This window comes from Pseudomonas sp. AFG_SD02_1510_Pfu_092 (genome assembly GCF_003331055.1).
Lineage (GTDB): Bacteria > Pseudomonadota > Gammaproteobacteria > Pseudomonadales > Pseudomonadaceae > Aquipseudomonas.
In genome coordinates, this window is the sequence record NZ_PUQD01000019.1 from 1 (window position 1) to 25,867 (window position 25,867).

At 64.6% G+C, this 25,867-nt stretch carries 21 protein-coding genes; 7 read left to right on the forward strand and 14 right to left on the reverse strand.

The window, feature by feature from the left end; genetic code table 11:
• Positions 1-128: 128 nt before the first annotated feature.
• The 3 genes from C6A77_RS10810 to ycaC form a co-directional block, all read right to left on the reverse strand.
• Positions 129-947, reverse strand: a complete 819-nt coding sequence (locus tag C6A77_RS10810) for an alpha/beta hydrolase (protein ID WP_114169473.1) — start codon at positions 945-947, stop codon at positions 129-131.
• 39 nt (positions 948-986) lie between these two features.
• Positions 987-1,295 (reverse strand): hypothetical protein, encoded by a 309-nt coding sequence (locus tag C6A77_RS10815; RefSeq protein ID WP_114169474.1) that lies wholly within the window; start codon positions 1,293-1,295, stop codon positions 987-989.
• 117 nt (positions 1,296-1,412) lie between these two features.
• A complete protein-coding gene (gene ycaC / locus C6A77_RS10820) occupies positions 1,413-2,042 on the reverse strand; it encodes an isochorismate family cysteine hydrolase YcaC (protein WP_114169475.1) in 630 nt (209 codons plus the stop codon).
• A 319-nt stretch (positions 2,043-2,361) separates the two neighbouring features.
• On the opposite strand from ycaC, the gene C6A77_RS10825 reads away from it, so the two are divergent.
• A complete protein-coding gene (locus tag C6A77_RS10825) occupies positions 2,362-3,789 on the forward strand; it encodes a mechanosensitive ion channel family protein (RefSeq protein WP_114169476.1) in 1,428 nt (475 codons plus the stop codon).
• 146 nt (positions 3,790-3,935) lie between these two features.
• Here the strand turns inward: C6A77_RS10825 and C6A77_RS10830 are convergent, their stop codons facing one another.
• Together C6A77_RS10830 and C6A77_RS10835 are read right to left on the reverse strand one after the other, a co-directional pair.
• Positions 3,936-5,222, reverse strand: a complete 1,287-nt coding sequence (locus C6A77_RS10830) for an FAD-binding oxidoreductase (protein WP_114169477.1) — start codon at positions 5,220-5,222, stop codon at positions 3,936-3,938.
• A gap of 97 nt (positions 5,223-5,319) precedes the next feature.
• Positions 5,320-6,810 (reverse strand): aldehyde dehydrogenase family protein, encoded by a 1,491-nt coding sequence (locus C6A77_RS10835; protein WP_114169478.1) that lies wholly within the window; start codon positions 6,808-6,810, stop codon positions 5,320-5,322.
• A gap of 136 nt (positions 6,811-6,946) precedes the next feature.
• Here C6A77_RS10835 and C6A77_RS10840 point away from each other — a divergent pair, with 136 nt between their 5' ends.
• Positions 6,947-7,837 (forward strand): LysR family transcriptional regulator, encoded by an 891-nt coding sequence (locus C6A77_RS10840; RefSeq protein WP_114169479.1) that lies wholly within the window; start codon positions 6,947-6,949, stop codon positions 7,835-7,837.
• A 190-nt stretch (positions 7,838-8,027) separates the two neighbouring features.
• The gene (locus tag C6A77_RS10845) at positions 8,028-9,422 is read left to right on the forward strand and encodes a VOC family protein (protein ID WP_114169480.1); all 1,395 of its coding nucleotides are present in this window, start codon (positions 8,028-8,030) and stop codon (positions 9,420-9,422) included.
• A gap of 120 nt (positions 9,423-9,542) precedes the next feature.
• Here the strand turns inward: C6A77_RS10845 and C6A77_RS10850 are convergent, their stop codons facing one another.
• Positions 9,543-11,450: a methyl-accepting chemotaxis protein gene (locus C6A77_RS10850; RefSeq protein ID WP_114169481.1), complete on the reverse strand. Its 1,908-nt coding sequence runs from the start codon at positions 11,448-11,450 to the stop codon at positions 9,543-9,545.
• Between the two features lie 236 nt (positions 11,451-11,686).
• Positions 11,687-12,613: a LysR substrate-binding domain-containing protein gene (locus tag C6A77_RS10855; protein WP_114169482.1), complete on the reverse strand. Its 927-nt coding sequence runs from the start codon at positions 12,611-12,613 to the stop codon at positions 11,687-11,689.
• A gap of 157 nt (positions 12,614-12,770) precedes the next feature.
• On the opposite strand from C6A77_RS10855, the gene C6A77_RS10860 reads away from it, so the two are divergent.
• Positions 12,771-14,159 carry a NorM family multidrug efflux MATE transporter gene (locus tag C6A77_RS10860; RefSeq protein ID WP_114169483.1) on the forward strand — a complete coding sequence of 463 codons (1,389 nt, stop codon included), beginning with the start codon at positions 12,771-12,773 and terminating at the stop codon, positions 14,157-14,159.
• A gap of 123 nt (positions 14,160-14,282) precedes the next feature.
• Here C6A77_RS10860 and C6A77_RS10865 read toward each other — a convergent pair whose 3' ends face one another.
• On the reverse strand, positions 14,283-15,947 hold the full coding sequence (locus tag C6A77_RS10865) for a bifunctional diguanylate cyclase/phosphodiesterase (RefSeq protein ID WP_114169484.1): 1,665 nt from the start codon (positions 15,945-15,947) through the stop codon (positions 14,283-14,285).
• A 253-nt stretch (positions 15,948-16,200) separates the two neighbouring features.
• Between C6A77_RS10865 and rep the strand changes: the two genes are divergently transcribed.
• Together rep and C6A77_RS10875 are read left to right on the forward strand one after the other, a co-directional pair.
• Positions 16,201-18,210, forward strand: a complete 2,010-nt coding sequence (rep, locus tag C6A77_RS10870) for a DNA helicase Rep (protein ID WP_114169485.1) — start codon at positions 16,201-16,203, stop codon at positions 18,208-18,210.
• Positions 18,211-18,275: 65 nt separating this feature from the next.
• On the forward strand, positions 18,276-18,848 hold the full coding sequence (locus tag C6A77_RS10875) for a xanthine phosphoribosyltransferase (protein WP_009683322.1): 573 nt from the start codon (positions 18,276-18,278) through the stop codon (positions 18,846-18,848).
• Between the two features lie 109 nt (positions 18,849-18,957).
• Here C6A77_RS10875 and C6A77_RS10885 read toward each other — a convergent pair whose 3' ends face one another.
• The 5 genes from C6A77_RS10885 to dadA form a co-directional block, all read right to left on the reverse strand.
• A complete protein-coding gene (locus C6A77_RS10885; RefSeq protein WP_114169486.1) occupies positions 18,958-20,817 on the reverse strand; it encodes an acetyl-CoA hydrolase/transferase C-terminal domain-containing protein in 1,860 nt (619 codons plus the stop codon).
• 220 nt (positions 20,818-21,037) lie between these two features.
• The gene (locus tag C6A77_RS10890) at positions 21,038-21,442 is read right to left on the reverse strand and encodes a c-type cytochrome (RefSeq protein WP_038408395.1); all 405 of its coding nucleotides are present in this window, start codon (positions 21,440-21,442) and stop codon (positions 21,038-21,040) included.
• A 154-nt stretch (positions 21,443-21,596) separates the two neighbouring features.
• On the reverse strand, positions 21,597-22,145 hold the full coding sequence (locus tag C6A77_RS10895) for a cupin domain-containing protein (RefSeq protein WP_114169487.1): 549 nt from the start codon (positions 22,143-22,145) through the stop codon (positions 21,597-21,599).
• Between the two features lie 109 nt (positions 22,146-22,254).
• On the reverse strand, positions 22,255-23,328 hold the full coding sequence (gene alr, locus C6A77_RS10900; RefSeq protein ID WP_114169488.1) for an alanine racemase: 1,074 nt from the start codon (positions 23,326-23,328) through the stop codon (positions 22,255-22,257).
• A 142-nt stretch (positions 23,329-23,470) separates the two neighbouring features.
• Positions 23,471-24,775, reverse strand: a complete 1,305-nt coding sequence (gene dadA, locus C6A77_RS10905; RefSeq protein ID WP_114169489.1) for a D-amino acid dehydrogenase — start codon at positions 24,773-24,775, stop codon at positions 23,471-23,473.
• A 156-nt stretch (positions 24,776-24,931) separates the two neighbouring features.
• On the opposite strand from dadA, the gene dadR reads away from it, so the two are divergent.
• Complete coding sequence (gene dadR / locus C6A77_RS10910) at positions 24,932-25,420, forward strand: transcriptional regulator DadR (RefSeq protein WP_003258963.1); 489 nt, start codon at positions 24,932-24,934, stop codon at positions 25,418-25,420.
• A 2-nt stretch (positions 25,421-25,422) separates the two neighbouring features.
• Here the strand turns inward: dadR and C6A77_RS10915 are convergent, their stop codons facing one another.
• On the reverse strand, positions 25,423-25,776 hold the full coding sequence (locus tag C6A77_RS10915; protein ID WP_114169490.1) for a YkgJ family cysteine cluster protein: 354 nt from the start codon (positions 25,774-25,776) through the stop codon (positions 25,423-25,425).
• Positions 25,777-25,867 lie beyond the last annotated feature (91 nt).

The window sequence follows — 25,867 nt, forward strand, 5'->3', positions numbered from 1 at the left end:
TGTGTGCGGCGGGGCCCCCCCCCCCCCCCCCCCCCCCCCCCCACCCCCCCCCCCCCCGCCCCCGGGGGGGGGGGGGGGGGGGGGGGGGGGGCCCCCGGGCGATGGGCCGCAAAGCGGCCCCGGCTTCCTCAACGATTCAAGAACGCCAGCAAATCCTCGTTCAGCTGCTGCGCATGGGTCACCGCGAACCCGTGCGGCGCCCCGGCATACACCTTCAGCTCTGCCCCGCGAATCAGCTCCGCCGCCTGCTTGCCAGTGGTCTCGAACGGCACGATCTGGTCGTCATCGCCATGAATCACCAAAGTGGGCACATCGACCTTGGCCATGTCCGGGCGGAAGTCGGTTTCGGCGAACGCCGTCACGCAATCCAGGGTGCCCTTGATCGACGCCATCAGCGCGATGTTCAAGGTCTGCGTCTGCACCCCTTGCGACACCTGCTGGCCATGGTTCAGGCCATAGAACGGCGTGGCGAAATCGGCGATGAACTGCGCACGGTCGGCACGCAGGCCGGCGCGGATGCCTTCGAACACCGACAGGTCGACACCTTCAGGGTTGTCGTCACGCTTGCCGAACACCGGCGTTACCGCACCCAGCAGGACCAGGCCGGCCACCCGCTCGCTGCCGTGACGGGCGATGTAGCGGCTGACGTCGCCGCCACCCATCGAGAAGCCCACCAGGGTCACCTCGCGCAGGTTGAGGTGTTCGATCAGCTGGGCGATGTCATCGGCGAAGGTATCGTAGTCATAACCGCTCCACGGCTGGCTCGAACGGCCGAAACCGCGGCGGTCGAAGGCGATGGCACGGTAGCCGCGGCTGGCCAGGAACTCCATCTGCGAATCCCACATGTCGGCGTCCAGCGGCCAGCCGTGGCTGAACAGCACGGGCTTGCCAGTGCCCCAGTCCTTGAAATAGATCGAAGTGCCATCGCGGGTAACGAAGGTGCTCATAACGGTATCTCCTTGATAGTGTCGAAGTGAAGGCGTGGCTCAACCGCGCAGCCAGCTGGCGCAGCGGCGGGTTACCCAAGGCATGATGTAGAACACCACGGGCAGGATGACGAAAACGTTGACGATCAGGTTGCCGGTGATGGCGCCGCCCAGCTGGGGGAAGCGCGCGAACAGCGGCGCCAGCAATTGCGGAATGACCATGGTCATCGGGCAGATCACCAGGTAGGTCAGCAGCGCCTGCTTCCAGCGCGGTGGCTGCGCCGCCGAGGTGCCCGGCGCGCTGTCGAGCACTTGGTGTTGCAGGCAAACGGTCACGACTTCGCGGTTGTCTTGGCGTACGGTGTTCATCGGCGTTCCTTGGGATGAGCTTGCCAGCATCCACTGTGCAACGGCGGACGGGCGCTGGATTGGATAGGTGTGCTGCCCCTGGCAGGCACCGACTGGCGGCGCCCGCTGCGGCTGGGCTTACTTGTTGGCGTTGAAGGCGTTGTAGCTGGTCATCAGGTTGCGGTAGTCCGGAATGTGGTTGGAGCACAGCGCGGCCAGGCCTTCGATGTCGTTGCGCCAGTCGCGGTGCAGCTCGCAGGCCACACCGAACCAGGTCATCAGCTGGGCGCCGGCACGGCTCATGCGGTCATGCGCGGCGTCGCGGGTCATGGCGTTGAACGTGCCGGAGGCATCGGTGACCACGAACACTTCGAACTCTTCTTCCAGCGCAGCCAGGGCCGGGAAGGCGACGCACACTTCGGTGACTACACCGGCGATGATCAGCTGTTTCTTGCCGGTGGCCTTCACTGCCTTGACGAAGTCTTCGTTGTCCCAGGCGTTGATCTGGCCAGGGCGGGCGATGTACGGGGCGTCCGGGAACAGCGCTTTCAGTTCCGGTACCAGCGGGCCGTTCGGGCCTTGTTCGAAGCTGGTGGTGAGGATCGTCGGCAGGTTGAAGAACTTGGCCAGGTCGGCCAGGGCCAGCACGTTGTTCTTGAACGCATCCGGCTCGATGTCGCGGACCAGCGAGAGCAAGCCAGCCTGGTGGTCGACCAGCAGAACGGCGGCGTCGTCTTTGTTCAGGCGGTTGTATTTGAAGTTGTTCATGGGGGTAGCTCCTAAGGGTTCTGATTTTCAGTAAGTTGGGTGTTTCGCGTTGATGGGAGAAGATTAAAACCATCACCTTTTCAGCGGTAGATAGCGGTTTTTGGCTCTAGCGTTCTGTTTTATGAACGATGGTTTTGTGTGGGCTTTACCGGCCTCTTCGCGGCTAAAGCCGCTCCCACAGGGATTGCGCTGCATTTGAATCGTGCGCAGTACCTGTGGGAACGGCTTTAGCCGCGAAGAGGCCGGCACAGCCCCATTGCCTGCCCGGCCAACCTGCTCTATTACTACCCACAGCCGTCCCCTCACCCCCGAGACCTCCATGCTGGCGTTCATCCAGTCCTACCCGCTGCTGCTCGGCATCGCCCTGATCCTGCTCGACCTCGTGCTCTGGCAGCTCATTCCCCTGCAGCACCGGGCCTGGCGCATCGCCGCGCGGCTGCTGTTGTTCCTGCTGTTCAGCGCAGTGCTGATGGCAGCTGGCATGAGCCCGCTGCAACCGCCACCCTGGCCCGACGATGTCTCGCGCAACCTGATGGCCACGGTGTTGGCCATCGGTTGGTGGTTGTTCGGGGCGCGCACGGTGACGGTGGTGTTCGGCCTGCTGCTGGTCGCCCGTGGCAGCCATGGCGGGCGACTGCTGCAGGATGTGCTGGGGGCACTGATCTTCCTGGTTGCCGTGGTCGCTGCTGCGGGCTACGTGTTGCAGTTGCCGGTGAAAGGCCTGCTGGCGACATCGGGGGTGATGGCCATCGTCATCGGCCTGGCGTTGCAGAGCACACTGGCCGATGTGTTCAGCGGCATCATCCTCAACACCACGCGGCCGTATCAGATCGGCGATTCGATCTCCATCGATGGCACCGAAGGCAAGGTGCTGGAAATCGACTGGCGTGCCACCCGCCTGCTCACTGGCAGCGGCAGCCTGGCGGTGATCCCCAACTCGGTGGCGGCCAAGGCCCGGTTGCTCAACCACAGCCGCCCTGCCGATGTCCATGGGGTGACAATCAGTGTGGTAGTGCCGGCCAAGGTGCGGCCCAAGCGGGTATTCGATGCGCTGGAAAAGGCGTTGCAAGGCGTCAGCGCCATCCTCGCCACGCCAAAGCCGAAGGTCACGGTGAAGGCCTCGACGCTGGAATCGGTAGAGTACGAGGTCAGCGGTTTCGTCGCCGATGCCGGCGCCAAGGGTGACGCGCGCAACCAGCTGTTCGACCTGGCCCACCGGCACCTGGAAGCCAGCGGCGTGATGTGGAACGTCGACCTGGCGCTGCCGCCGCGCAGCCGCCAGCGCGAGGTGCTGGACGAAGTGCGGGTGTTCCGCTCGCTCAACAGCGAGGAGCGCGATGCCTTGAGCCAGCGCATGACGGCGGTGGAATACCTGGCGGACCAGGTGATTCTGGGGGTGGGCGAACATTCCGATCACTTGCTGGTGATCGGCAGCGGGGTGGTTTCGGCGTCGATTCGCGATGGCGACAGGCTGGTCGAGGCCGGGCGCATGGGGCCGGGCGAGGTGCTGGGGATCGAAGGGATCATCGATGAAGACGACTCGCTCGCCGAATTCCGCACGCTGACCAGTTGCGTGCTGTACCGGATCGACAAGGACCAGGTGAAAAGCTGCCTGGAGCAGCGTGGCGAGGTGCAGACGGCGCTGAGCAAGTTGCAGCGGTTCAGGCGGCAGAGCCGGGAATCGTTGTTGCTGCAGAAGCCGGTTTCAATCAAGAAAGGCGGCTTCCTCAGTTGGTTGCACAGGTAAGCCTGGGCTGGCCCCTTCGCGGGTAAACCCGCTCCCACAGGTTTCAAAAGCTGTGAATACTTATGGGAGCGGGTTCACCCGCTCCCACAGGTTTCAAAAGCTGTGAATACTTATGGGAGCGGGTTCACCCGCGAAGGGGCACGTGCTTACAACACAACCCGCAAGCACTGCCCCGCGTGGTACAGCGAGAACCCGGACTCATAGAACGCCGTACGCAGCGACGGCGCACTCACGCCCTTCATCGGCGAGAACGGGATCGGCAGGCTGCCCGCCTCCCCCTTCAGCAGAAACTCGGCAAACGCCCGGCCAATCACGGTTCCGGTGGTATTGCCGCGGCCGTTGTAGCCGGTCACCGCCACCAGCCCCGGCGCCGGCTCGAACAGGCGCATCAGGTGGTCGGGGGTAAAGTCGATGCAGCCGGTCCAGTGCATCTCCCACTCGACCTTGCCCAGTTCAGGGTAGTAATGGCTCTGGATGCGGTCCGCCCAGCTGCGCACGAACCAGGCCGGCTTGTTGTCGACCCGGCCCAGGCTGCCGAGCAGCAAACGGCCCTGGTCGTCACGACGGATGCTGCTGAGCACGGTACGGGTATCCCACGAACCCTGGCCATGTGGCAGCACCTTGTCGGCAGCAGCACCCTGCAGCGGCTTGGACGCCACCTGGTAGTAATAACCCCGGAAGAACTGCTTTTGCAGGTTGCTCCAGTCGCCTTCGGTGTAGGCGCCAGTGGAAATCACCACCTTGTCGGCACGCACCGAACCGCGCGCGGTCTTCACTCGCCAGGCATCGCCGTCACGCTCCAGGCCCTCGACTGACGACTGCTGGAACAGCTTGCCGCCCAGGCGCGCCACGGCAGCGGCCAGGCCTTGGGTGTAACCCATCGGGTTGATGGTGCCGGCGCGGCGATCTAGCAGCGCGGCGGAAATCTTGTCGGTACCGCAATACTCCTGGCACTGGGCGCCGGTCAGCAGCTGCACATCGGCACCACGGCGGCGCCATTGTTCGTGGCGCGCTTCGAGGTCGGCGATGCCGGTGGCGTTGTGCGCCATGTGCAGCGTGCCTTTGTGCTGGGCCTGGCAGTCGATGCCAAGGCGTTCGATCATGGCGAACACCTGCGCCGGGGCTTCGCCAAGCACCTGGTTCAGCCGGCTGCCCTGCTGCAGGCCAAGCGTGGCCTCGACGTCATCGGGGCGAATCCAGGTGCCGGCGTTGACCAGGCCGACGTTGCGCCCGGAGCCACCATGGCCGATCTTCCAGGCCTCCAGCAGAATCACCGACTTGCCCTGTTCGAGCAGGTGGATGGCCGCCGACAGGCCGGTGATACCGCCACCGATCACGCAGACATCGGCCTTGTGCTCACCGGCCAGGGCCTGGGCGGCGACGGTCGGTTTGCTGACGAATTCCCACAAGCATTGTTGACGCAATTCGGACATGGCCCGGCTCCAGCAATTTGTTCTTGTCTGGGGCTGCCTTGCAGCCCATTCGCGGGTGAACCGGGGGCAAAACCCCCGGCCATGCAGCATCAACCGATCAGTCGAACACGATACCCTGCGCCAGCGGCAGCTCACGCGAGTAGTTCACCGTGTTGGTCTGGCGACGCATGTAGCCTTTCCAGGCGTCCGAACCGGACTCACGACCGCCGCCAGTCTCCTTCTCGCCGCCGAACGCACCGCCGATCTCGGCGCCGCTGGTGCCGATGTTGACGTTGGCGATGCCGCAGTCGCTGCCCGAGGCGCTCTGGAAGCGCTCGGCTTCGCGAATGTCGGTGGTGAAGATGCACGACGACAGGCCTTGTGGCACTTCGTTGTTCAGGCGCAGGGCCTCTTCGAAGTCGTCGTAGGCCAGCACGTACAGGATCGGCGCGAAGGTTTCGTGGCGGACCACCTCGCTCTGCGCCGGCATTTCGGCAATGGCCGGCGACACGTAGTAGGCGTTCGGGTACTGGTCGGCCAGCTGACGCTCACCACCGAACACCTGGCCACCTTCGTCGCGAGCCTTGGCCAGCGCGCCCTGCATGGCGTCGAACGACTGCTTGTCGATCAGCGGGCCGACCAGGTTGTCCTTGCGTGGGTCGCCGATGCGCACCTTGCCGTAGGCGGCTTTGACGCGGGCCACCACTTCGTCCTTGATCGAGCGGTGCACGATCAGCCGGCGTAGGGTGGTGCAACGCTGGCCGGCGGTGCCGACAGCGGAGAACAGAATACCGCGCACGGCCAGATCGAGGTCGGCGCTCGGTGCCAGGATCATGGCATTGTTGCCGCCCAGTTCGAGGATGCTGCGGCCGAAGCGGGCCGCCACACGTGGGCCCACTTCGCGGCCCATGCGGGTGCTGCCGGTGGCGCTGACCAGCGGTACGCGCGGGTCATCGACCATGGCTTCGCCGGCTTCGCGGCCGCCGATCACCAGTTGTGCCAGGCCAGCCGGGGCATCGCCGAAGGCTTTCAGGGCTTTTTCGAATAGCGCCTGGCAGGCCAGGGCCGTCAGTGGGGTCTTCTCGGACGGCTTCCACACCACCGAGTTGCCGGCGACCAGCGCCAGCGCGGTGTTCCAGGCCCAGACTGCGACCGGGAAGTTGAAGGCGCTGATCACGCCGACCACACCCAGCGGGTGCCAGGTTTCGCGCATGTGGTGGCCAGGGCGCTCGGAGGCGATGGTCAGGCCATACAGCTGGCGCGACAGGCCAACGGCGAAATCGCAGATGTCGATCATTTCCTGCACTTCACCCAGGCCTTCCTGGGTGATCTTGCCGGCTTCGATCGAGACCAGCTCGCCGAGGTCGGCCTTGTGTTCGCGCAGCACTTCGCCGAACAGGCGCACCAGCTCGCCACGGCGCGGGGCCGGCACGCTGCGCCAGGCTTCGAAGGCGCGCTGCGCCTGATCGATGCGGGCGATGGTCTCGGCCTTGCCGAGCAGTTTCACCGAGGCGATCTGGCTGCCGTCGATCGGCGTGTGAACAGGGTAGTCGCCCTGGGTGTAAGCCGCGGCGGCAACGCCAAGGCGCTCGAGCAATCCAGCAACCATTTGTGCTTCTCCTACATCGGGTGATGGGGTGGAAAAATGATGTGGATCAGTATTAATCCGATCACACCGGTGCAACAAACGACCTTTATTCCGCATATCATTCCGTCAGGTAATGATTTGAACCGCAGAGACCGCTATGTCCAAACGCCTGGTGCCGTCCATGACCGCCCTGCAGTGCTTCGAAGCTGCAGCCCGCCATTTGAGCTTTACCCGTGCCGCCGAGGAGCTGCACCTGACCCAGAGCGCGGTCAGCAAGCAGGTAGCGCAGCTGGAGGACATGCTGCGCCACCACCTGTTCCTGCGCATCCGCCGTCGTCTGCAACTGACCCCGGCGGGCAGCCTGTACCTGGCCGAGGTCAACAAGATTCTCACCCAGGTGGACATGTCCAGCCGCTACGTGCTCACTTATGGCGAGCAGACCGAAATATTGAAGGTAGCCACCCAACCGAGCTTTGGCGTGCGCTGGTTGATCCCGCACCTCAAGGGTTTTGGCAAGCGGCACAACAATATCCACCTGGATATCCGCAACGAGATGGAGCCGTTCGCCCTGCTGCAAGGCTCGGCGGATGTGGTGTTCTTCTATGGCCAGGGCACCTGGCCGGGGGCCACCTGCGTGGAACTGTTCGGTGAAGAGGTGGTGCCGGTGTGCGCGCCGGAGCTGCTCGCCGGGCGGGCGCTGGGCGCTGCCGAGGAGCTGGCCGAGCTGGTGCTGTTGCAGAGCACATCACGGCCGGAGGCCTGGCATGAGTGGTTTCTGGAGCAGGACCTGCAGAGCGTCAGCGCCTACCACGGGCCGCGCTTCGATACCTTCTATATGGCCTTGAGCGCGGCGCAGGCCGGGTGCGGGGTAGCGCTGGTGCCGCGTTACCTGGCGGCGAAGGAATTGGCCGAGGGTAGCCTGGTGGTGCCGTGGAACCATGCGATGCGCAGTGCCGGGGCGCATTACCTGGCGTATGCCGAGCATGCGGCGGAGGTGCCGAAGGTGCGGGCGCTGGTGGAATGGATTCGCGAGCAGTTATTGGCTTGAGGGCCTCTTCGCGGGCGCGCCCGCTCCCACAGGTTCAGCCCGGGCACAGCCCATGTGGGGGCGGGCGTGCCCGCGAAAGGGCCATGAAGGTCGATCAAAAAAGGAATGACACACCCACTTTTTTTCGCTTGTGAGGCAAGTGCATTCCCAGCTTTCATGTAAGCGTCCGAACCCAACCAGGAAGCTAGCGATGCCCGCCCAAGATTTCGTCAGCCCCGACAGCATCCGCGCGCAGTTCTCTGCCGCCATGTCGCTCATGTACAAACAGGAAGTGCCCCTGTACGGCACGCTGCTGGAGCTGGTGAGCGAAGTCAACCAGCAGGTCATGGCCCGCCAGCCCGAGGTCGCCGCGGCCCTGCGCTGGACCGGCGAAATCGAGCGCCTGGACCAGGAGCGCCACGGCGCCATCCGCGTCGGCAGCGCCGCAGAACTGGCGACCATCGCCCGCCTGTTCGCGGTCATGGGCATGCAGCCGGTCGGCTATTACGACCTCAGCTCGGCCGGCGTGCCGGTGCATTCCACCGCTTTTCGCGCGGTCCATGAGCAGTCGCTGCACATCAGCCCGTTCCGCGTGTTCACCTCGCTGCTACGCCTGGAACTGATCGACAACCCGCAGCTGCGCGAGCTGGCACACAGCATCCTGGCCAAGCGCCAGATCTTCACCGCCCGGGCGCTCGAACTGATTGCCCAACGCGAGCGCGATGGCGGCCTGAACGCCGCGGATGCCGAGGCCTTCGTCCAGGAAGCGCTGCACACCTTCCGCTGGCACCATGACGCTACCGTCACCGCCGAGCAGTACCAGCAGCTGCACGACCAGCACCGCCTGATCGCCGATGTGGTGGCCTTCAAGGGCCCGCATATCAATCACCTGACCCCGCGCACCCTGGATATCGATGCGATCCAGCTGGGCATGCCGGCCAAGGGTATTCCGCCGAAGGCCGTGGTCGAAGGCCCGCCCACCCGCCGTCACCCGATCCTGCTGCGCCAGACCAGCTTCAAGGCGCTGCAGGAAAAAGTTGCGTTCAGCGACCAGCAGGGCAGCGAAGGCAGCCACACCGCACGCTTCGGCGAAATCGAGCAACGTGGCGCGGCGCTGACGCCGAAAGGCCGCCAGCTGTATGACAAGCTGCTCGACGCCACCCGCGCGGCCCTGGGGGGCGCACCGGCCGAAGCCAACGCCGAGCGCTACATGGCGCTGTTGACGGCGACCTTTGCAGAATTCCCGGATGACCTGGGGCAGATGCGTGAACAGGGGCTGGCCTACTTCCGCTACTTCGCCACTGAGAAAGGCCTGGCCGCGCGCGACCAGGCTGGCCGCCCGACCACCCTGCAAGGCTTGATCGAGGCTGGCCATGTGCACTTCGAGGCGCTGGTGTACGAAGACTTCCTGCCGGTCAGTGCGGCGGGAATATTCCAGTCCAACCTGGGTGACGATGCGCAGGCGGAGTACGGCAGCAACGCCAACCGCGAAGCGTTCGAAGCGGCGCTGGGGCTGAAGGTGCAAGACGAACTGGCGCTATATGCGCAGAGCGAACAGCGCTCGCTGCAGACGTGTGCGCAGGCGTTGAACCTGGGCTCGCTGTAAGGCTCGGACGGTATTGGGTCTTTCATGGCCTCTTCGCGGGCTCGCCCGCTCCCACAATTCAGTCCTGTGGGAGCGGGCAAGCCCGCGAAAAGGCCCTGACCGGCACAACAATGTCAGCGCTTAGCGGCCAACCCGAAAACGGTCCACTTCCTGGCGCAGCTGCGCCGCCAACCCTTCCAGCTCCCGCGCGGTAAAGGCCAGTTCGTTGGCCACCTCGCGTTGCTCGCCGTTGGCCTGGGCGATGCTCTGCAGGTTGCGGCTGAGCACCGTCGCGGTGCTGCTCTGCTCCTGGGTCGCGGTACTGATCACGGCAAACTGTTCGCCGGCGGCGCGGCTCTGCTCGTCGATACGCGCCAGCGCCTGCGCCACCTTGTCGTTGCGCTCCAGGCCTTCCTGCATCAGTTGGTTGCCCTGCTCCAGAGTCGAGATGGCATGCCCGGTCTGCTGCTGGATGCTGGTGATCATGCCGGAGATTTCATCCGTGGCCTGGCGCGTCCGCGCTGCCAGGCCACGCACTTCATCCGCCACCACGGCAAAGCCACGGCCCTGCTCACCGGCACGGGCCGCTTCGATGGCGGCGTTCAATGCCAGCAGGTTGGTCTGTTCGGCAATTGCGGTAATCACGCTGATGATGCCGCCGATTTCCTGCGAACGTGCGCCCAGGCTATCCATCACCGTGGCCGTGCCGCCGAGGGCCTCGGCGATCTGTTTCAGCGAGCGCGAAGCCTCGTCCATGGCGCTGCGGCCGATGCGCGTCTGCTGGGCGTTGTCGCGGGCCATGCGTTCGGTACCGGACATGTTGTCGGCGATGTTCATCGAGGTAGCGCTGAACTCCTCGACTGCGCCGGCCATGCTGGTGATTTCGCCGGATTGCTGGTCCATGCCTTCGCAAGCGCCGGCCGATAGCCCGGACAGCGAGCGGGCGCGGTTACTGACCTGCTCGGAGGCGCTGCGGATGTGTTCGACCATGGTCGACAGCGCCTCGCCCATCTTGTTGAAGCTGCGCGCCAGCTGCCCGATTTCATCATGGCTGGTCACCGCCAGGCGGGCGCTCAGGTCGCCCGCCCCCAGCGCTTCGGCCTGGCGCACCAGGTCATCCAGCGGGCGCAGCTTGCGGCGCAGCAGCCACAACGTGGCAGCCACCGCCAGCAGCATCGCCAGCAGGCTGCCGATCGCCAGGCGCAGGCCGACGCTCCAGGTCACCTCGCGGATTTCGGCCATCGGCATGCTCGCGACCACTGTCCACGGGCCCTCGGCAAACGGCGCGGTGGCGCTGTACAGCTGCTGCTCGGCATTGGCCGGCGGTACCAGCCACTGGCCTTTCTCGTCCTGCAGCGCCAGCGAACCGGTCTGGCCGATGCGAAAGCGCTTGAGGTTGGCGAACTGGGCGTTCTGCGCCTCGGTGTAGTCGAAGCCGACGAACAACACGGCGATCACCCGCCCTGCGCTGTCGCTCACCGGCACATAGCGGGTCATGTAGTTGCGCTCGAACAGCACGGCACGGCCGATGTACATCTGCCCGGCCAGCAGTTTCAGGTAGGCCGGGTGCTGGCGATCGAGCTGGGTACCGATGGCGCGGCTGCCGTCCTGCTTCTTCAGGTTGGTGCTGATGCGCACGAAGTCGTCGCCGCTGCGCACGAACAGCGTGGCGATGCCGGCCGTCATCTGCTGGAATTCGTCCACTTGCTGGAAATCGTTGTTCAGCAGGTGGTCGCCCTGGTAAAGGGCAGGCGTTGCCTGGCCGGCGACCTGCACGGTCTCGCCCGCATGCAGCGCCAGGCCCGAGGCAAAGCGCCGCTCGAACAGGCCGCTCAGGCGCTGGGTGTTGTCCTTGAGCGAACCGTGGAAGGTGTCGAGCTGGTCGGCCAGCAGGCGCGCTTCGCTGGCCAGGTGGGCCTGGCGGGTGGCGAGGTTGGCGTCGTCCAGCGAACGCAGGGCAAACAGGGTACTGCCGGAAATCACCAGCGCCAGCACGATGGCAAGGGCGACACCGAGCTGTGAGGCAATACGGGCACGCGGTTGAGACATGGGGCAAGCTCCTGGCAAGAGGCCGGGATCATCCTGATCACGCTGACCACCCGCTTGTTATCGACGGGAAGCGCGCCCTCTTCCGGGACGCTGGTGCCAGTGAATCGGCGTCGCTGGCGAATACTTGAGCGTCGGGCAGGGATATTCGCAAACCTTTGCGCTTTCCTGTCACGGCACTTTCCTGTGATGCCCTTTTCGCGGGCTTGCCCGCTCCCACAGGGGCCGCGTCGCAGCAGTCAGGGACGTGACAGGACTTCTACAGCGGGTAAATCCATCGCGGCTACTTCCTGCTCGAGAAATGCGCTCAGACGCCGCAGGCGCTCGCCGCCGCGCCGGGTGCGCGGCCACACCAGGTAGTAATCCATACCGCTGGGCACGGCCGTGGGCCAAGGCAGGCTCAGGCGCTTCTGCGCCACATCTTCGGCCACCATCAGCAAGTCGCCCATCGATATCCCGTAGCCACGCGCGGCGGCGATCATGCCCAGCTCCAGGGTATCGAATACCTGGCCGCCCTTGAGCGATACCTTGTCGCTCAGGCCCATGCGCTCCAGCCATTCGCGCCAGTCGCGCTTGTCTACCGTGGGGTGCAGCAGTTCGATGCTCGCCAGTCGGCAGACGTCCCAGGGTTCCTTGTCGAGCAGGTCCGGCGCACCGACCGGGATCAGCAGCTCCGGGAACAGCCTGCGTACCTCCCAGTCCGCCGGGAACACGCCGTCGCTGAGCAACACCGCGCAATCGAACGGCTCCAGGTTGAAGTCCACATGGTCAACGTCCATCCAGGCGCTGGTCAGCTGCACTTCGTTGCCAGGCTGCAAGTGGCGAAAGCGGCTCAGGCGCGCCAGCAACCAGCGCATGGTCAGGGTCGAGGGCGCCTTCATGCGCAGGATGTCGTCTTCGCCGCGCAGCGTATCGCAGGCCCGCTCCAGCGCCGCAAAGCCTTCGCGCACACCGGGCAGCAACACCCGCGCCGCTTCGGTCAGTTGCAGGCTGCGACCACTGCGCAGGAACAGGCGGCAGGCAAAATGCTCCTCCAGCGTGCGGATGTGCCGGCTGACCGCACTCTGGGTAATCGAAAGCTCTTCGCCCGCACGGGTGAAGGAACTCAGCCGCGCGGCCGCTTCGAATGCACGCAGGGCATACAGCGGAGGAAGATGACGGGACATATGGCACCTGCAATACCGGGCTATGGGGCGAATCACTGGAAAGCATACATACATGAGTAAGACTCATGCCAATGATCGCTTTTATCCTTTTGTGCAAAGTTGACCAAAGCCTCAGAATCGGCCTTCGTTGCTTAACCCCAGGAAGAAGGACCGCCCCATGCATGTCGCGCCCACCACAGAACTCAAGGCTTTGCTGCGCCTGGCCGGGCCGCTTATCGCCTCGCAGTTGGCGCACATGCTGATGGTGCTGACCGACACCCTGATGATGGCCCGCATCAGCCCGCAGGCCCTGGCCGGTGGCGGCCTGGGCGCGGCGAGCTACTCGTTCGTGTCGATCTTCTGCCTGGGCGTGATCGCTGCGGTGGGTACCTTGGTGGCGATCCGCAAGGGCGCCAACGACATCGAGGGCGCCACACGCCTGGCGCAGAGCGGCCTGTGGCTGGCCTGGGGCCTGGCGCTGTTCGCCGGGCTGGTGCTGTGGAACCTCGAGCCGGTGCTGTTGCTGTTCGGCCAGAAACCCGAGAACGTTGCCTCTGCCGCCGAGTTTCTCACCCTGTTGCCACTGGCCCTGCCCGGCTACCTGACCTTCATGGCCTTGCGCGGCTTCACCAGCGCGCTGGGCCGCTCCACCCCGGTGATGGTCATCAGCCTGGTCGGCACGGTGCTCAACTACCTGTTCAACGTGGCGCTGATCGAAGGCATGTTCGGCCTGCCCAGGCTGGGCCTGATGGGTATCGGCCTGGTCACGGCGGTGGTGTCGATGGGCATGGCCATCGCCCTGGCGCTGTACATCCGCTGGCACTCGGCCTACGCCGCCTACCCACTGCGCAAGGGCCTGTCGCGCCCGTCACTGCCGGCCTTGCGCGAGCTGTGGCGGCTGGGGCTGCCGATTGGCGGTACCTACATGGTGGAAGTCGGCCTGTTCGCCTTCGCCGCGCTGTGCATGGGCGTGCTGGGCAGTACCGAGCTGGCGGCGCACCAGATTGCCCTGCAGATCGTTTCGACAGCGTTCATGGTGCCGACCGGGTTGTCGTATGCCGTAACCATGCGCGTGGGGCTTTACTACGGCGCCGGCAACCTGCTGGCTGCGCGCAGCGCCGGGCGGGTGGGCATCGGCTTCGGGGCGACGATCATGTTCGCCTTCGCCGCGCTGTTCTGGCTGCTGCCCGAGGCGCTGGTGGGGCTGTTCATCGACCGTGATGACCCGGCGTTCACGGCGATCTACCAACTGGCGGTGCAGCTGCTGATGGTGGCGGCGTGGTTCGAGCTGTTCGATGGCATGCAGACGATCGCGATGGGCTCGATCCGTGGCCTGAAGGATGCCAAGACCACCTTCCTGATCGGGCTGGCGTGCTACTGGCTGGTGGGTGCGCCGAGTGCCTGGCTGTTCACCTTTACCCTGGGCGGGGGCGCGCTAGGGGTGTGGTGGGGGTTGGCGCTGGGGCTGGCGTGCGCGGCAGTGGCGCTGACCTTTGGCTTTGAATGGCGGATGAAGCGGCTTTTGGGCAAGGCCGGTCTGGCTGACGGGTCGGCAGTGTCTGTGTGATTGCCGGGGCTGCTTTGCAGCCCTTTCGCGACGCAAGGCCGCTCCCACATGGGCCTGCGTTCGCCGATCAATGTGGGAGCGGCCTTGTGTCGCGAAAGGAGGGCGAAGCCCTCCCCTGCGATGTCACAGGCTAACCAGCTTCGGCTTACTGTAATCCAGCAAGAACTCCATCAACTCCCCCACCGGCAACGGTTTGCTGACCAGGAACCCTTGCACCTGGTCACAGCCAAACCCGCGCAACAATGCCAGCTGTTCTTCGCTCTCCACCCCTTCGGCCACCACCTCGAGGTTGAGGTTGTGCGCCAGGTTGATCATGGCGTGCACCAGCTTGCGGTTCTCTTCGCGCATTTCCATTTCGGCGACGAAGCTGCGGTCTACCTTGAGCAGGGTGATCGGCAGGCTGTTGAGGTGCACGAACGAAGAAAACCCGGTGCCGAAGTCATCAAGGGAGAAGCGCACACCCAGGCGGCCCAGCGCGTCCATGGTCTGGCGCACCAGCTCGTTGCGCCGCATCACCGCCGTTTCGGTCAGTTCGAACTCCAGCCAGCGGGCATCCACGCCATGCTCGAGAATCAGGCGGCTCAAAGTCGCCAGCAGCTGGCTGTCCTGGAACTGGCGGAAGCTCAGGTTGACCGCCATGTGCAGCGGCGCCAGCCCGCGCTCGCCCAACACCTGCATGTCGCGCAGGGCGCGGGAGATCACCCAGTAGCCCAGCGGCACGATCAGGCCGCTCTGCTCGGCCAGTGGCACGAACTCGCTGGGCGGCAACAGCCCGCGCTCGGCATGCCGCCAGCGCACCAGCGCCTCGAGGCCGACGATGCGCCCGTCGGCCAGGTTCAGCCGCGGCTGGTAATGCAGCTCCAGCTCGTCACGCCGCAAGGCGCGGCGCAATTCGCTTTCCAGGTCGGCCAGGCTGCGGGCATTGCGGTTGATGCGCTCGTTGAAGACATGGAAGGTGCAGCCCTGGCTACCCTTGGCCTGGCGCATGGCGATATGCGCGTGCCACATCAGCGGGTCGGCGCCACTCTGGGCCCGGGCATGGGCCAGGCCCAGGCTGCAGCCCAGCAGCAGGCTTTCGCCGTCGATCCAGTACGGCTCGGCCAGTGCCTCGACGATGCGCTCGGCAATCCACTCGGCACGGTTGGCGTCGCGCCGGGTGTCGATCAGCAGGGCGAACTCGTCGCTGCCCAGCCGCGCCAGCTGGTCGCCGGCCTCCAGTTGCTGCTTCAGACGCGCCACCACCTGCAGGATCAGGCGGTCGCCGCTCTGGTGGCCGAGGGCGTCGTTGACGTGGCGGAAGTTGTCCAGGTCCAGGTGGCCGAGGGCAAGGCCGCGGCCGTCATTCTCGGCCAGGCTGGCGGTCAGCAAGGCCTGGAAGCCCTGGCGGTTGGCGATGCCGGTCAGTGGGTCCTGCTCGGCCAGGCGCTGCAAGGTAGCCACCAGCACGCCGCGCTCGCGCACATGGCGCAGCGAACGGCGCAGGGTGTCGGCATTGAGCTGGTCACGCACCAGCCAGTCGCTGACCGCGCTGGGCGCCACCCCGGGCTCGTGTTCGAGCAGCAGAATGGTCGGCAGCTCGCAGCGCCCCGGCGCCGGTTGCAGGGCCGAGGTTGCCAGCACGATAGCCTGGCGGTCGTGGCTGAACAGGCTGTCGACCGCCTCCCAGCTGGGTGCCGTCAGCAGCACGGCGCTGCCCGCCAGGGCAGGCATGCAGGCGTTCAGCAGCGCGGCCCATTCCGGCTCATCGGCCAACAGCAGCAAACGCAATGGTTCGACAGGCGTGGACAAGCGGGCTCCTTAGGGCTTCACGGTGCAACGGGGACTGCCAGGCATGCTACTGCATTCGATGAAAACGCTTTTCACGTTGATGCAGGTTCTACGGGCGTAGCATCCCGACGTATTTTGTCGTGCATCCTGCGCGAAACTGCGCCGGCCGGCAAATCCGTTTACATATTTGACTCAGACGTCAGACGGTCGCGCCACAACGGCCCCATGCCTGTTAGAATGCGCGGCTATTTTCTGGCGACCCCCGGTTTCTAGCATGTCCCGACTCAATCCCCGGCAGCAGGAAGCCCGTGACTATGTCGGCGGCCCTCTTTTGGTGCTCGCCGGTGCAGGCTCGGGCAAGACCAGCGTGATCACGCGCAAGATTGCCCACCTCATCCAGAACTGCGGCATTCGTGCCCAGTACATCGTGGCGATGACCTTCACCAACAAAGCCGCGCGCGAGATGAAGGAGCGGGTCGCCACCCTGCTGCGTCCGGGGGAAGGCCGTGGCCTGACGGTGTGCACCTTCCACAACCTGGGCCTGAACATCATCCGCAAGGAGCACGAGCGCCTGGGCTACAAGCCGGGGTTCTCGATCTTCGACGAGTCCGACATCAAGGCCTTGCTGTCGGACATCATGCAGAAGGAATACTCCGGCGACGACGGCATCGACGAGATCAAGAACATGATCGGTGCCTGGAAAAACGACCTGATCCTGCCCGCCGAGGCCCTGGAAAAGGCGCGCAACCCGCGCGAGCAGACCGCCGCCATCGTCTACACCCACTACCAGCGCACGCTCAAGGCGTTCAACGCGGTGGACTTCGACGACCTGATCCTGCTGCCGGTCAAGCTGTTCCAGGAACACCCCGATGTGCTGGAGCGCTGGCAGAACCGCGTGCGCTACCTGCTGGTGGACGAATACCAGGACACCAACGCCAGCCAGTACCTGCTGGTGAAAATGCTGATCGGCATGCGCAACCAGTTCACCGTGGTGGGCGATGACGACCAGTCGATCTACGCCTGGCGGGGTGCCCGGCCGGAAAACCTGATGCTGCTCAAGGAGGATTACCCCTCCCTGAAAGTGGTGATGCTGGAGCAGAACTACCGCTCCACCAGCCGCATCCTGCGCTGCGCCAACGTACTGATCGCCAACAACCCGCACGCCTTCGAAAAGCAGCTGTGGAGCGAGATGGGCGTGGGCGACGAGATCCGCGTGATCCGCTGCAAGAACGAGGAAGCCGAGGCCGAACGCGTGGCCATGGAAATCCTCACCCTGCACCTGCGCACCAACCGCCCGTACAGCGACTTCGCCATCCTCTACCGCGGCAACTACCAGGCCAAGCTGATCGAACTGAAGCTGCAGCACCACCAGGTGCCGTATCGCCTGTCGGGCGGCAACAGCTTCTTCGGCCGCCAGGAGGTCAAGGACCTGATGGCCTACCTGCGCCTGCTGGTGAACCCGGACGATGACAACGCCTACCTGCGGGTGATCAACGTACCGCGCCGTGAAATCGGCTCCACCACCCTGGAAAAGCTCGGCAACTATGCCACCGAGCGCGGCATTTCGATGTACGCCGCCAGCGAGGAGCTGGGCCTGGGCGAACACCTGGACGCGCGCTACACCGAGCGTTTGCAGCGCTTCAAGCACTGGCTGGACGGGGTGCGCCACAAGGTTGCGCTGGAAGACCCGATTGCCGCGCTGCACGAGATGATTCGCGACATCGACTACGAGAACTGGATCCGCCAGCAGACCGCCAGCGACAAGGCTGCGGAGTTCCGCATCAGCAACGTCTGGTTCCTGGTCGAAGCGCTGAAGAACACCCTCGAAAAGGACGAAGAGGGTGACATGACCATCGAGGACGCCATCGGCAAGCTGGTGCTGCGCGACATGCTCGAGCGCCAGCAGGAAGAGGAAGAAAACGCCGAAGGGGTGCAGATGATGACCCTGCATGCCTCCAAGGGCCTGGAGTTCCCTTACGTGTTCATCATGGGCATGGAAGAGGAAATCCTCCCGCACCGTTCCAGCATCGAGGCCGACACCATCGAAGAGGAACGCCGCCTGGCCTACGTGGGCATCACCCGTGCGCGCCAGACCCTGGCCTTCACCTTCGCCGCCAAGCGCAAACAGTACGGGGAAATCATCGACTGCACGCCGAGCCGGTTCCTCGACGAACTGCCGCCGGAAGACCTGGCCTGGGAAGGCCTGGACGACGCGCCGGTCGAGGTCAAGGCCGCACGCGGCAACAACGCCCTGGCCGATATCCGGGCGATGCTCAAACGCTGATCAACCATTACTCTTTATTCTTGCCGCTTGCAGCGGCCACCTTTGTTACATCGAGGAATACCACAGTGGAAGCACTGCATCAGAAGATTCGCGAAGAAGGCATCGTGCTTTCCGATCAGGTTCTCAAAGTCGATGCGTTTCTCAACCACCAGATCGACCCTGCGCTGATGCAGCTGATCGGTGACGAGTTCGCCCGTCTGTTCGCCGACGCGGGCGTGACCAAGATCGTCACCATCGAGGCTTCGGGCATCGCCCCGGCGGTAATGACCGGCCTGAAGCTGGGCGTGCCGGTGATCTTCGCCCGCAAGCATCAGTCGCTGACCCTGACCGAGAACCTGCTGACCGCCTCGGTGTACTCCTTCACCAAGCAGACCGAGAACACCGTGGCCATCTCGCCGCGCCACCTCAACAGCAGCGACCGCGTGCTGGTGATCGACGACTTCCTGGCCAACGGCAAGGCGTCGCAAGCGCTGATCTCGATCATCAAGCAGGCCGGCGCCACCGTGGCTGGCCTGGGTATCGTGATCGAGAAGTCGTTCCAGGGCGGCCGTGCCGAGCTGGACAGCCAGGGTTATCGCGTTGAGTCGCTGGCCCGGGTGAAGTCGCTGGAAGGTGGTGTGGTGACCTTTATCGAGTAAGGCCGCTACGCGATCCCTGTGGGAGCGGGTTTACCCGCGAATGCGATGGCACATTCCCTATCGCATTCGCGGGTGAACCCGCTCCCACAGGGGCCAATGTACCCTGGAGTCATTCGGCTGCCGCCAACCCCGCCAGCAACAGCCGCTGGTACAGCTCTTCCTTCAGCCCCTGCGGCTGATCCAGACCCATCCGCAGCAGATGCTGCTCATACCCCTGCGGCCCTGGCGCATCCAGCGCGGCTTTGCCCAGCTCCAGCATCTCGCTCAGCTTGAACTTGCTCTTCAACCAGTTCAGCGCCCGCAACAGATCGCGCTCCTCAGCGGTGAAGTCCGTGCCCAGCGGATACTCCGGGAACAACCGCGCATGCCGCGCCCTGATCGCCTCCAGGCGCTGGGGCGTGTTGTCGGCAAAGCGCGCGTCCAGCTGAAACCCCCGAGGCAGTTTGCCGGCCTCTTTCGCCTGCTCGATCAGCTCCGGCTGGAACCGCGAATCACACACCGCCAGCAACCGCGCAATCACCTCGCTGTCGGTCTGCCCGCGCAAATCGGCAATGCCGTATTCGGTCACCACGATATCGCGCAGGTGCCGGGGTATGGTGCAGTGACCATAGGTCCAGAACAGGTTCGAGGTCACCTCCCCACCCGCCTCGCGCCAGCTGCGCAATAGCAGGATCGAACGCCCGCCTTCCAGGGCATGGCCCTGGGCGACGAAGTTGTACTGCCCACCCACGCCGCTGAGTACCCGGCCATCTTCCAGCTGGTCAGCCACCCCGGCGCCAAGCAGGGTCATGCCGAACGCGGTGTTGATGAAACGGGCATCGCGGCGCTGGCTGCGCTTGAGCTCCTCCTGCCCGTACAGCTCGTTGATGAAGCTGATGCGGGTCATGGCAAAGCGTGCGCGCTGCTCCAACGTCATGTCGCGCAGGCGCTGGTAAAACGCCTGCGGGCCAAGGAAGAAGCCACCATGTAACAGGGTGCCCTGCTCATCCACGGGGCGCCGCAGCAGGCCCGCTTCGGCCAGCACCAGCAGGCCGTTGACGAACATCTCGCTGCAACCGTAGAGGCCTTGGGCAAAGGGGGCCAGGCCCCCTTCACGTTCGATCAGCCCTTGCCATGCTTGAGCATCCAGGGCGTCGAGCACGGCACGATAGCCGGCGTTGTCGCCCTGGCGCGCCAGCAGTGCGGCAGCGACCGCATCACCCATGGCGCCAATGCCGATCTGCAGGGTGCCGCCGTCGCGTACCAGGCTGCTGGCGTACAGGCCGATGCAATGGTCCTGAAGGGTGACCGGCATGTTCGGCGTGGAGAACAGGCGGCGTTGCTCGGCTTCATCGAGCAGCAGGTCGAAGCTATCCATGGGCAGTTCGGCGTCGCCCGGCATGTAGGGCAACTCGGCATGCACCTGGCCCAGCATGAGGATGGTTTCACCATTGGCGCGGCGCTTGGCGATCATTGGCAGCAGATCGAGGGTGATATCGGGGTTGCAGGCCAGGCTCAGGTGCACGGGCCGCTCGGGGCTGGCGGCCACCAGTTGCGCGATCAGGTTCAGGCCCTTGGCGTTGATGTCACGGGCGGCGTGGCTGTAGTTGCTGCTGACGTAGTCCTGCTGGGCCGCTTCACTGTGCAGCAGGCTGCCGGGCTGCATGAAGAACTGCTCGACGCGGATGTTGGCTGGCAGGCTGTCGTTGCGCAGGTCGGCGAGGTAGGTGAGCTCTTCGTAATCGGCGAACACGCGCTCGACGAAGGGTTCGAGAAAGCGCCGCTGCAGGCCATCACCGAGTGGCGGGCGGCCGAGGGACAACGCGGTATAGATGGTCAGCCGGCGTTCGGGCAGCTCGCGTACCCGGGCATAAAGGGCATTGACGAAGGCGTTGGGTTTGCCCAGGCCCAGCGGCAGGCCCATGTGGATGTGGGCTGGCAGGCGTGCCAGGGCTTGCTCGACCGCCTGGTCGATGGAGCAGAGGTGCATCGGGGCCTCCTGAGACATCCATGGGTTCAGGGGGTTGGACAGGGGCTTTGTTGGGTTGGTTGCCTGTACCGGCCCTTTCGCGGCTAAAGCCGCTCCCACAGCTACAGCGCAAGGCTCAAGGACTGCGAGGTCGTTGTGGGAGCGGCTTTAGCCACGAAAGGGCCCACCAAAAAAACAAAGCCCGCCAGAATAGGCGGGCCTCATGCAATTCAGCTGTTTCTCACAGCCCGGACATCTTCTTGATCGCCCCTTTCAGGTCGTCATCCGAGCAGTCCGCGCAAGTGCCTTTCGGCGGCATGGCGTTGATGCCGGTAATGGCCTTGGCCAGGATGCCATCCAGGCCGCCCTGATGGTCGGCGCGTTCTTTCCACGCTGCGGTATCGCCGATCTTCGGTGCGCCGAGCAGGCCGCTGCCATGGCAGGCATTGCAGTGCTTGGCGATGATTTCATCTGGCGTCTTGGCCCCACCGCCACCTGCTGCTGCAGCGACTTCCATGCCTTTGCATTCCTGGCCCTGGACGCACACCTGGCCAACCGGCTCCAGGCGTTTGGCGATGTCGTCATTGGTCGCAGCGGTTGCGCTCATTGCCCAGAGGGCGAATACGGCTGCTGGTACGGCCAGCATCTTCTTGATTTGGTTCACGCGAACACCCTCATGGTGGCTAATCACGCTCGCGGCCACGGATCGGCGAGCGTTGAAAAGTATAGCGGGAACCCGCAGAGCGTGAAACGACCCCACACAGGAAAGGGGTATTGCCGAATCAATGCACTGCGCTGGATCAAAAGTTTGAAGGCGTCGCTGCACTGATCAGCCGTGCCGGCCGGTCGAACGGGTTGCGAAAACGGTGCGGGCGAGTGCTTTCGAAGTAGTAGCTGTCGCCTTCCTCGAGGATGAAGATCTCGTTGCCGACCACCAGTTCCAGTCGTCCTTCGAGCAGGATCCCGGTTTCTTCGCCGTCATGGGTGAGCATTTCGGCCCCGGTATCGGCGCCCGGTGGGTACACCTCGGTGAGAAAGGCGATGGCGCGGTTGGGGTGCGACTTGCCGACCAGCTTCATGGTCACTGCACCGTCGGAGATATCGATCAGCTCATGGGCCTTGTAGACGATCTGGGTGGGGCTTTCAGGTGCCAGTTCGACCGAAAAGAACTCGACCATGGACATGGGAATGCCGCTCAGCACCTTGCGCAGCGAGCTGATCGACGGGCTCACGCTGTTCTTCTCGATCATCGAGATGGTGCTGTTGGTCACGCCGGCACGCTTGGCGAGTTCGCGCTGGGACAGGCCCTTGAGCTTGCGGATGGCTTGCAGTCGTTCGCCGACGTCCAAAGCTGGAGCCTCCTGAAACGGTGAAAAGGCGGGTGGATGTGAACGATATCATGGCAATGCCGTTCAGTATTTACAACACACCGCCCTTCAAGCTGTCCGCTTCAGCGTGTCATTCGCCGATGTAGTCCCGCGGCACCCGCTTCAGGTTGCAGAAGATCTGGTAGGGAATGGTGCCCGCATGCGCCGCCACTTCGCTGGCCAGCACGTGCTTGCCCCACAGTTCCACGGGGCTGCCGACGGTGGCTTCGGGAATGTCGGTCAGGTCGATGTTGAGCATGTCCATCGACACCCGGCCGATCAGTTGGCTGCGCTTGCCGGCGACCAGCACCGGGGTGCCATTGGGTGCCTGGCGCGGGTAGCCGTCGGCGTAGCCCATGGCAACCACGCCCACGCGGGTTGGCCGTGGGCTGAGGAACTTGGCGCCGTAGCCCACCGGTTCCCCGGCAGGCAGCTCGCGCACGCTGATCACCCGCGATTGCAGGGTCATCACCGGCTGCAGGCGCTCGGCCTCGGCCTGGGCCACTTCGAACGGTGTGGCGCCGTACAGCATCAGGCCTGGGCGTACCCAGTCGCTGGGCGCCTGCGGCCAGCCCAGCACGCCAGGCGAGTTGCGCAGGCTGCACTCGGCGGCCAGGCCCTGGCGGGCCGCCTCGAACACCGCGATCTGCTGGGCAGTGGCGTCGGCATCCAGCTCGTCGGCGCGGGCGAAGTGGCTCATCAACACGATGCGCGCAACCTTGCCGCTGGCCAGCAGACGCTGGTAGGCCTCGCGGTAGTCCTTGGGGTGCAGGCCGACGCGATGCATGCCGCTGTCGAGCTTGAGCCAGACGTTGAGCGGCTTGTGCAACTGGGTCTGCTCGATCGCTTCCAGCTGCCACAGCGAGTGCACCACGCACCACAGGTCGTGCTCGGCAATCAGCGCCAGCTCGCTGGCTTCGAAGAAACCTTCGAGCAGCAGCAGCGGGCCCTTGATACCGGCGGCGCGCAGTTCCAGCGCTTCTTCGATGCAGGCCACGGCAAAACCGTCGGCTTCCGCTTCCAGGGCCAGGGCGCAACGCACGGCGCCATGGCCGTAGCCGTCGGCCTTGATCACGGCGAGGGCTTTGGCACCGGTCAGTTCACGGGCCAGACGGTAGTTGTGGCGCAGGGCCTGGAGGTCGATCAGGGCGCGGGCGGGACGCATGGCGGCTGCCTTATGTTGTTCGGGTTGAAATCGGTGCTGGATTCATCGCCGGCAAGCCAGCTCCCACAGGATTTCACAGGGCCTGAAGACTGTAGAGATCCTGTGGGAGCTGGCTTGCCGGCGATGAGGCCGGTACAGGCTATTACTGCTGGTGAGCCGGCGCAGCCTGCCCGTGCTTGGCCACTTCCGGGCTGTGGCCATAGCGGGAGATGTCCAGGCCTTCGGCACTGATCTGCGGCTTCTTGCGCGCAATCAGGTCGGCCAGCAGGCGACCGGAGCCGCACGCCATGGTCCAGCCCAGTGTGCCGTGACCGGTGTTCAGGAACAGGTTGCGGAACGCCGTGGCACCCACAATAGGCGTACCGTCCGGGGTTGCCGGGCGCAGGCCGGTCCAGAAGCTGGCCTGGCTCAGGTCACCGCCGCGAGGATAAAGGTCGTTGACGATCATCTCCAGCGTTTCGCGCCGGCGCGGGTTCAGCGACAGGTCAAAACCGGCGATTTCAGCCATGCCACCGACACGAATGCGGTTGTCGAAGCGGGTGATCGCGACCTTGTAGGTCTCGTCGAGAATGGTCGAGGTCGGGGCCATGTCGGCGTTGGTGATCGGCACGCTCAGCGAGTAGCCCTTCAGCGGGTACACCGGGGCCTTGATGCCCAACGGCTTGAGCATCTGCGGCGAGTAGCTGCCCAGCGCCAGCACGTAGCGGTCGGCGGTTTCCAGCTTGCCGTCGATCCACACCCCATTGATGCGGTCGCCGGCGAAGTCCAGGCGCTGGATGTCCTGGCCGAAGCGGAACTCCACGCCCAGCTTCACGGCCATGTCGGCCAGCTTGGTGGTAAACAGCTGGCAGTCGCCAGTCTGGTCGTTAGGCAGGCGCAGGGCGCCGGCGAGGATGTCTTTCACCCCGGCCAGGGCCGGTTCGACGCGGGCAATGCCGTCGCGGTCGAGCAGTTCGTAAGGCACCCCGGACTGTTCGAGCACGGCAATGTCCTTGGCTGCTGCGTCAACCTGGGCCTGGGTACGGAACAGCTGGGTGGTGCCCAGGCTGCGGTTTTCGTAAGCGATGCCGGTTTCGGCGCGCAGCTCGTCGAGGCAGTCACGGCTGTACTCGGACAGGCGCACCATGCGCTCCTTGTTCACCGCGTAGCGGTTAGCGGTGCAGTTGCGCAGCATCTGGGCCATCCACAGGTACTGGTCGACATCGCCGGTGAGCTTGATGGCAAGCGGGGCATGGCGCTCCAGCAGCCATTTGACGGCCTTCAGCGGCACGCCCGGGGCGGCCCAGGGCGAGGCATAGCCGGGCGAGATCTGGCCTGCGTTGGCAAAACTGGTTTCCATGGCCACCGCCGGCTGGCGATCGACCACCGTCACTTCGAAACCTTGCCGGGCCAGGTAGTAGGCACTGGCGGTTCCGATTACACCGCTACCAAGTACCAGAACTCGCATCGTTTTATTCCTCGCACGCGGCACGCCGCAGACTTTTATTGAAATGGCATGAATGCGCGCAGTATAGGAATTTGAGGGCAGTGCAATTCACTATATAAAAGCCTATTATTGGCGAGAATTCTCGGCAAAATCGCCTTTCACGGAGGGGCATCCCCTATGAGAACCCAGCACCAGAGCAAGCGTGAACTGGACAAGATCGACCGTAACATCCTGCGCATCCTGCAGAACGACGGGCGGATTTCCTTCACCGAACTGGGCGAGAAAGTCGGGCTGTCCACTACCCCTTGCACCGAGCGGGTGCGCCGCCTGGAGCGCGAGGGCATCATCATGGGTTACAACGCCCGGCTTAACCCGCAGCACCTCAAGGGCAGCCTGCTGGTGTTCGTGGAAATCAGCCTGGACTACAAGTCGGGCGACACCTTCGAGGAGTTCCGCCGGGCGGTGTTGAAGCTGCCGCATGTGCTGGAGTGCCACCTGGTGTCGGGCGACTTCGACTACCTGGTGAAGGCGCGCATTTCCGAGATGGCTTCGTACCGCAAGTTGCTCGGCGACATCCTGCTGAAGCTGCCGCACGTACGCGAATCGAAGAGCTACATCGTCATGGAAGAGGTGAAGGAAAGCCTCTGCCTGCCGATCCCGGACTGAGCCTAGACCAGCACCTGGCGGGTGGTGGCGATGAACTGGTGAACCAGCTGCTCGGCGGCCGGGTCGATCATCGGTTCAGGGCCGCGCCCACGCGGGCAGGCCAGGCGCGGGGTGGTGCCGAACAGCCGGCAGATCATCGGGCGCTCTTCATACACGGTGCAGCCGTCGGGGCCCAGGTGCACGCAATCCAGGCGCTCCAGGGCAGCGTCCTGCTCGGCCTGGGACTTGCGCGGCAGGCGCGCCATTTCTTCCGCCGAGGTGGTGACCGGGCCGCAGCAGTCGTGGCAGCCAGGCTCGCATTCGAACGAAGGGATGAGTTCGCGCAGGAAGTGGATTTTGTGGCGGTTGCAGGACATGGCGGGTACAGAGCAAATGATTTGGATGGATTATAGGCCCATTCGCGGGTAAACCCGCTCCCACAGGCGGGTGGATGCGTCAACAGTGGCG

Excerpts from the sequence above, each read along its gene's own strand:
- C6A77_RS10810 (WP_114169473.1), bottom strand. The coding sequence starts at position 947 with ATGAGCACCTTCGTTACCCGCGATGGCACTTCGATCTATTTCAAGGAC.
- C6A77_RS10815 (WP_114169474.1), bottom strand. The coding sequence starts at position 1,295 with ATGAACACCGTACGCCAAGACAACCGCGAAGTCGTGACCGTTTGCCTG.
- ycaC (WP_114169475.1), bottom strand. The coding sequence starts at position 2,042 with ATGAACAACTTCAAATACAACCGCCTGAACAAAGACGACGCCGCCGTT.
- C6A77_RS10825 (WP_114169476.1), top strand. The coding sequence starts at position 2,362 with ATGCTGGCGTTCATCCAGTCCTACCCGCTGCTGCTCGGCATCGCCCTG.
- C6A77_RS10830 (WP_114169477.1), bottom strand. The coding sequence starts at position 5,222 with ATGTCCGAATTGCGTCAACAATGCTTGTGGGAATTCGTCAGCAAACCG.
- C6A77_RS10835 (WP_114169478.1), bottom strand. The coding sequence starts at position 6,810 with ATGGTTGCTGGATTGCTCGAGCGCCTTGGCGTTGCCGCCGCGGCTTAC.
- C6A77_RS10840 (WP_114169479.1), top strand. The coding sequence starts at position 6,947 with ATGTCCAAACGCCTGGTGCCGTCCATGACCGCCCTGCAGTGCTTCGAA.
- C6A77_RS10845 (WP_114169480.1), top strand. The coding sequence starts at position 8,028 with ATGCCCGCCCAAGATTTCGTCAGCCCCGACAGCATCCGCGCGCAGTTC.
- C6A77_RS10850 (WP_114169481.1), bottom strand. The coding sequence starts at position 11,450 with ATGTCTCAACCGCGTGCCCGTATTGCCTCACAGCTCGGTGTCGCCCTT.
- C6A77_RS10855 (WP_114169482.1), bottom strand. The coding sequence starts at position 12,613 with ATGTCCCGTCATCTTCCTCCGCTGTATGCCCTGCGTGCATTCGAAGCG.
- C6A77_RS10860 (WP_114169483.1), top strand. The coding sequence starts at position 12,771 with ATGCATGTCGCGCCCACCACAGAACTCAAGGCTTTGCTGCGCCTGGCC.
- rep (WP_114169485.1), top strand. The coding sequence starts at position 16,201 with ATGTCCCGACTCAATCCCCGGCAGCAGGAAGCCCGTGACTATGTCGGC.
- C6A77_RS10885 (WP_114169486.1), bottom strand. The coding sequence starts at position 20,817 with ATGCACCTCTGCTCCATCGACCAGGCGGTCGAGCAAGCCCTGGCACGC.
- C6A77_RS10890 (WP_038408395.1), bottom strand. The coding sequence starts at position 21,442 with ATGCTGGCCGTACCAGCAGCCGTATTCGCCCTCTGGGCAATGAGCGCA.
- alr (WP_114169488.1), bottom strand. The coding sequence starts at position 23,328 with ATGCGTCCCGCCCGCGCCCTGATCGACCTCCAGGCCCTGCGCCACAAC.
- dadA (WP_114169489.1), bottom strand. The coding sequence starts at position 24,775 with ATGCGAGTTCTGGTACTTGGTAGCGGTGTAATCGGAACCGCCAGTGCC.
- dadR (WP_003258963.1), top strand. The coding sequence starts at position 24,932 with ATGAGAACCCAGCACCAGAGCAAGCGTGAACTGGACAAGATCGACCGT.
- C6A77_RS10915 (WP_114169490.1), bottom strand. The coding sequence starts at position 25,776 with ATGTCCTGCAACCGCCACAAAATCCACTTCCTGCGCGAACTCATCCCT.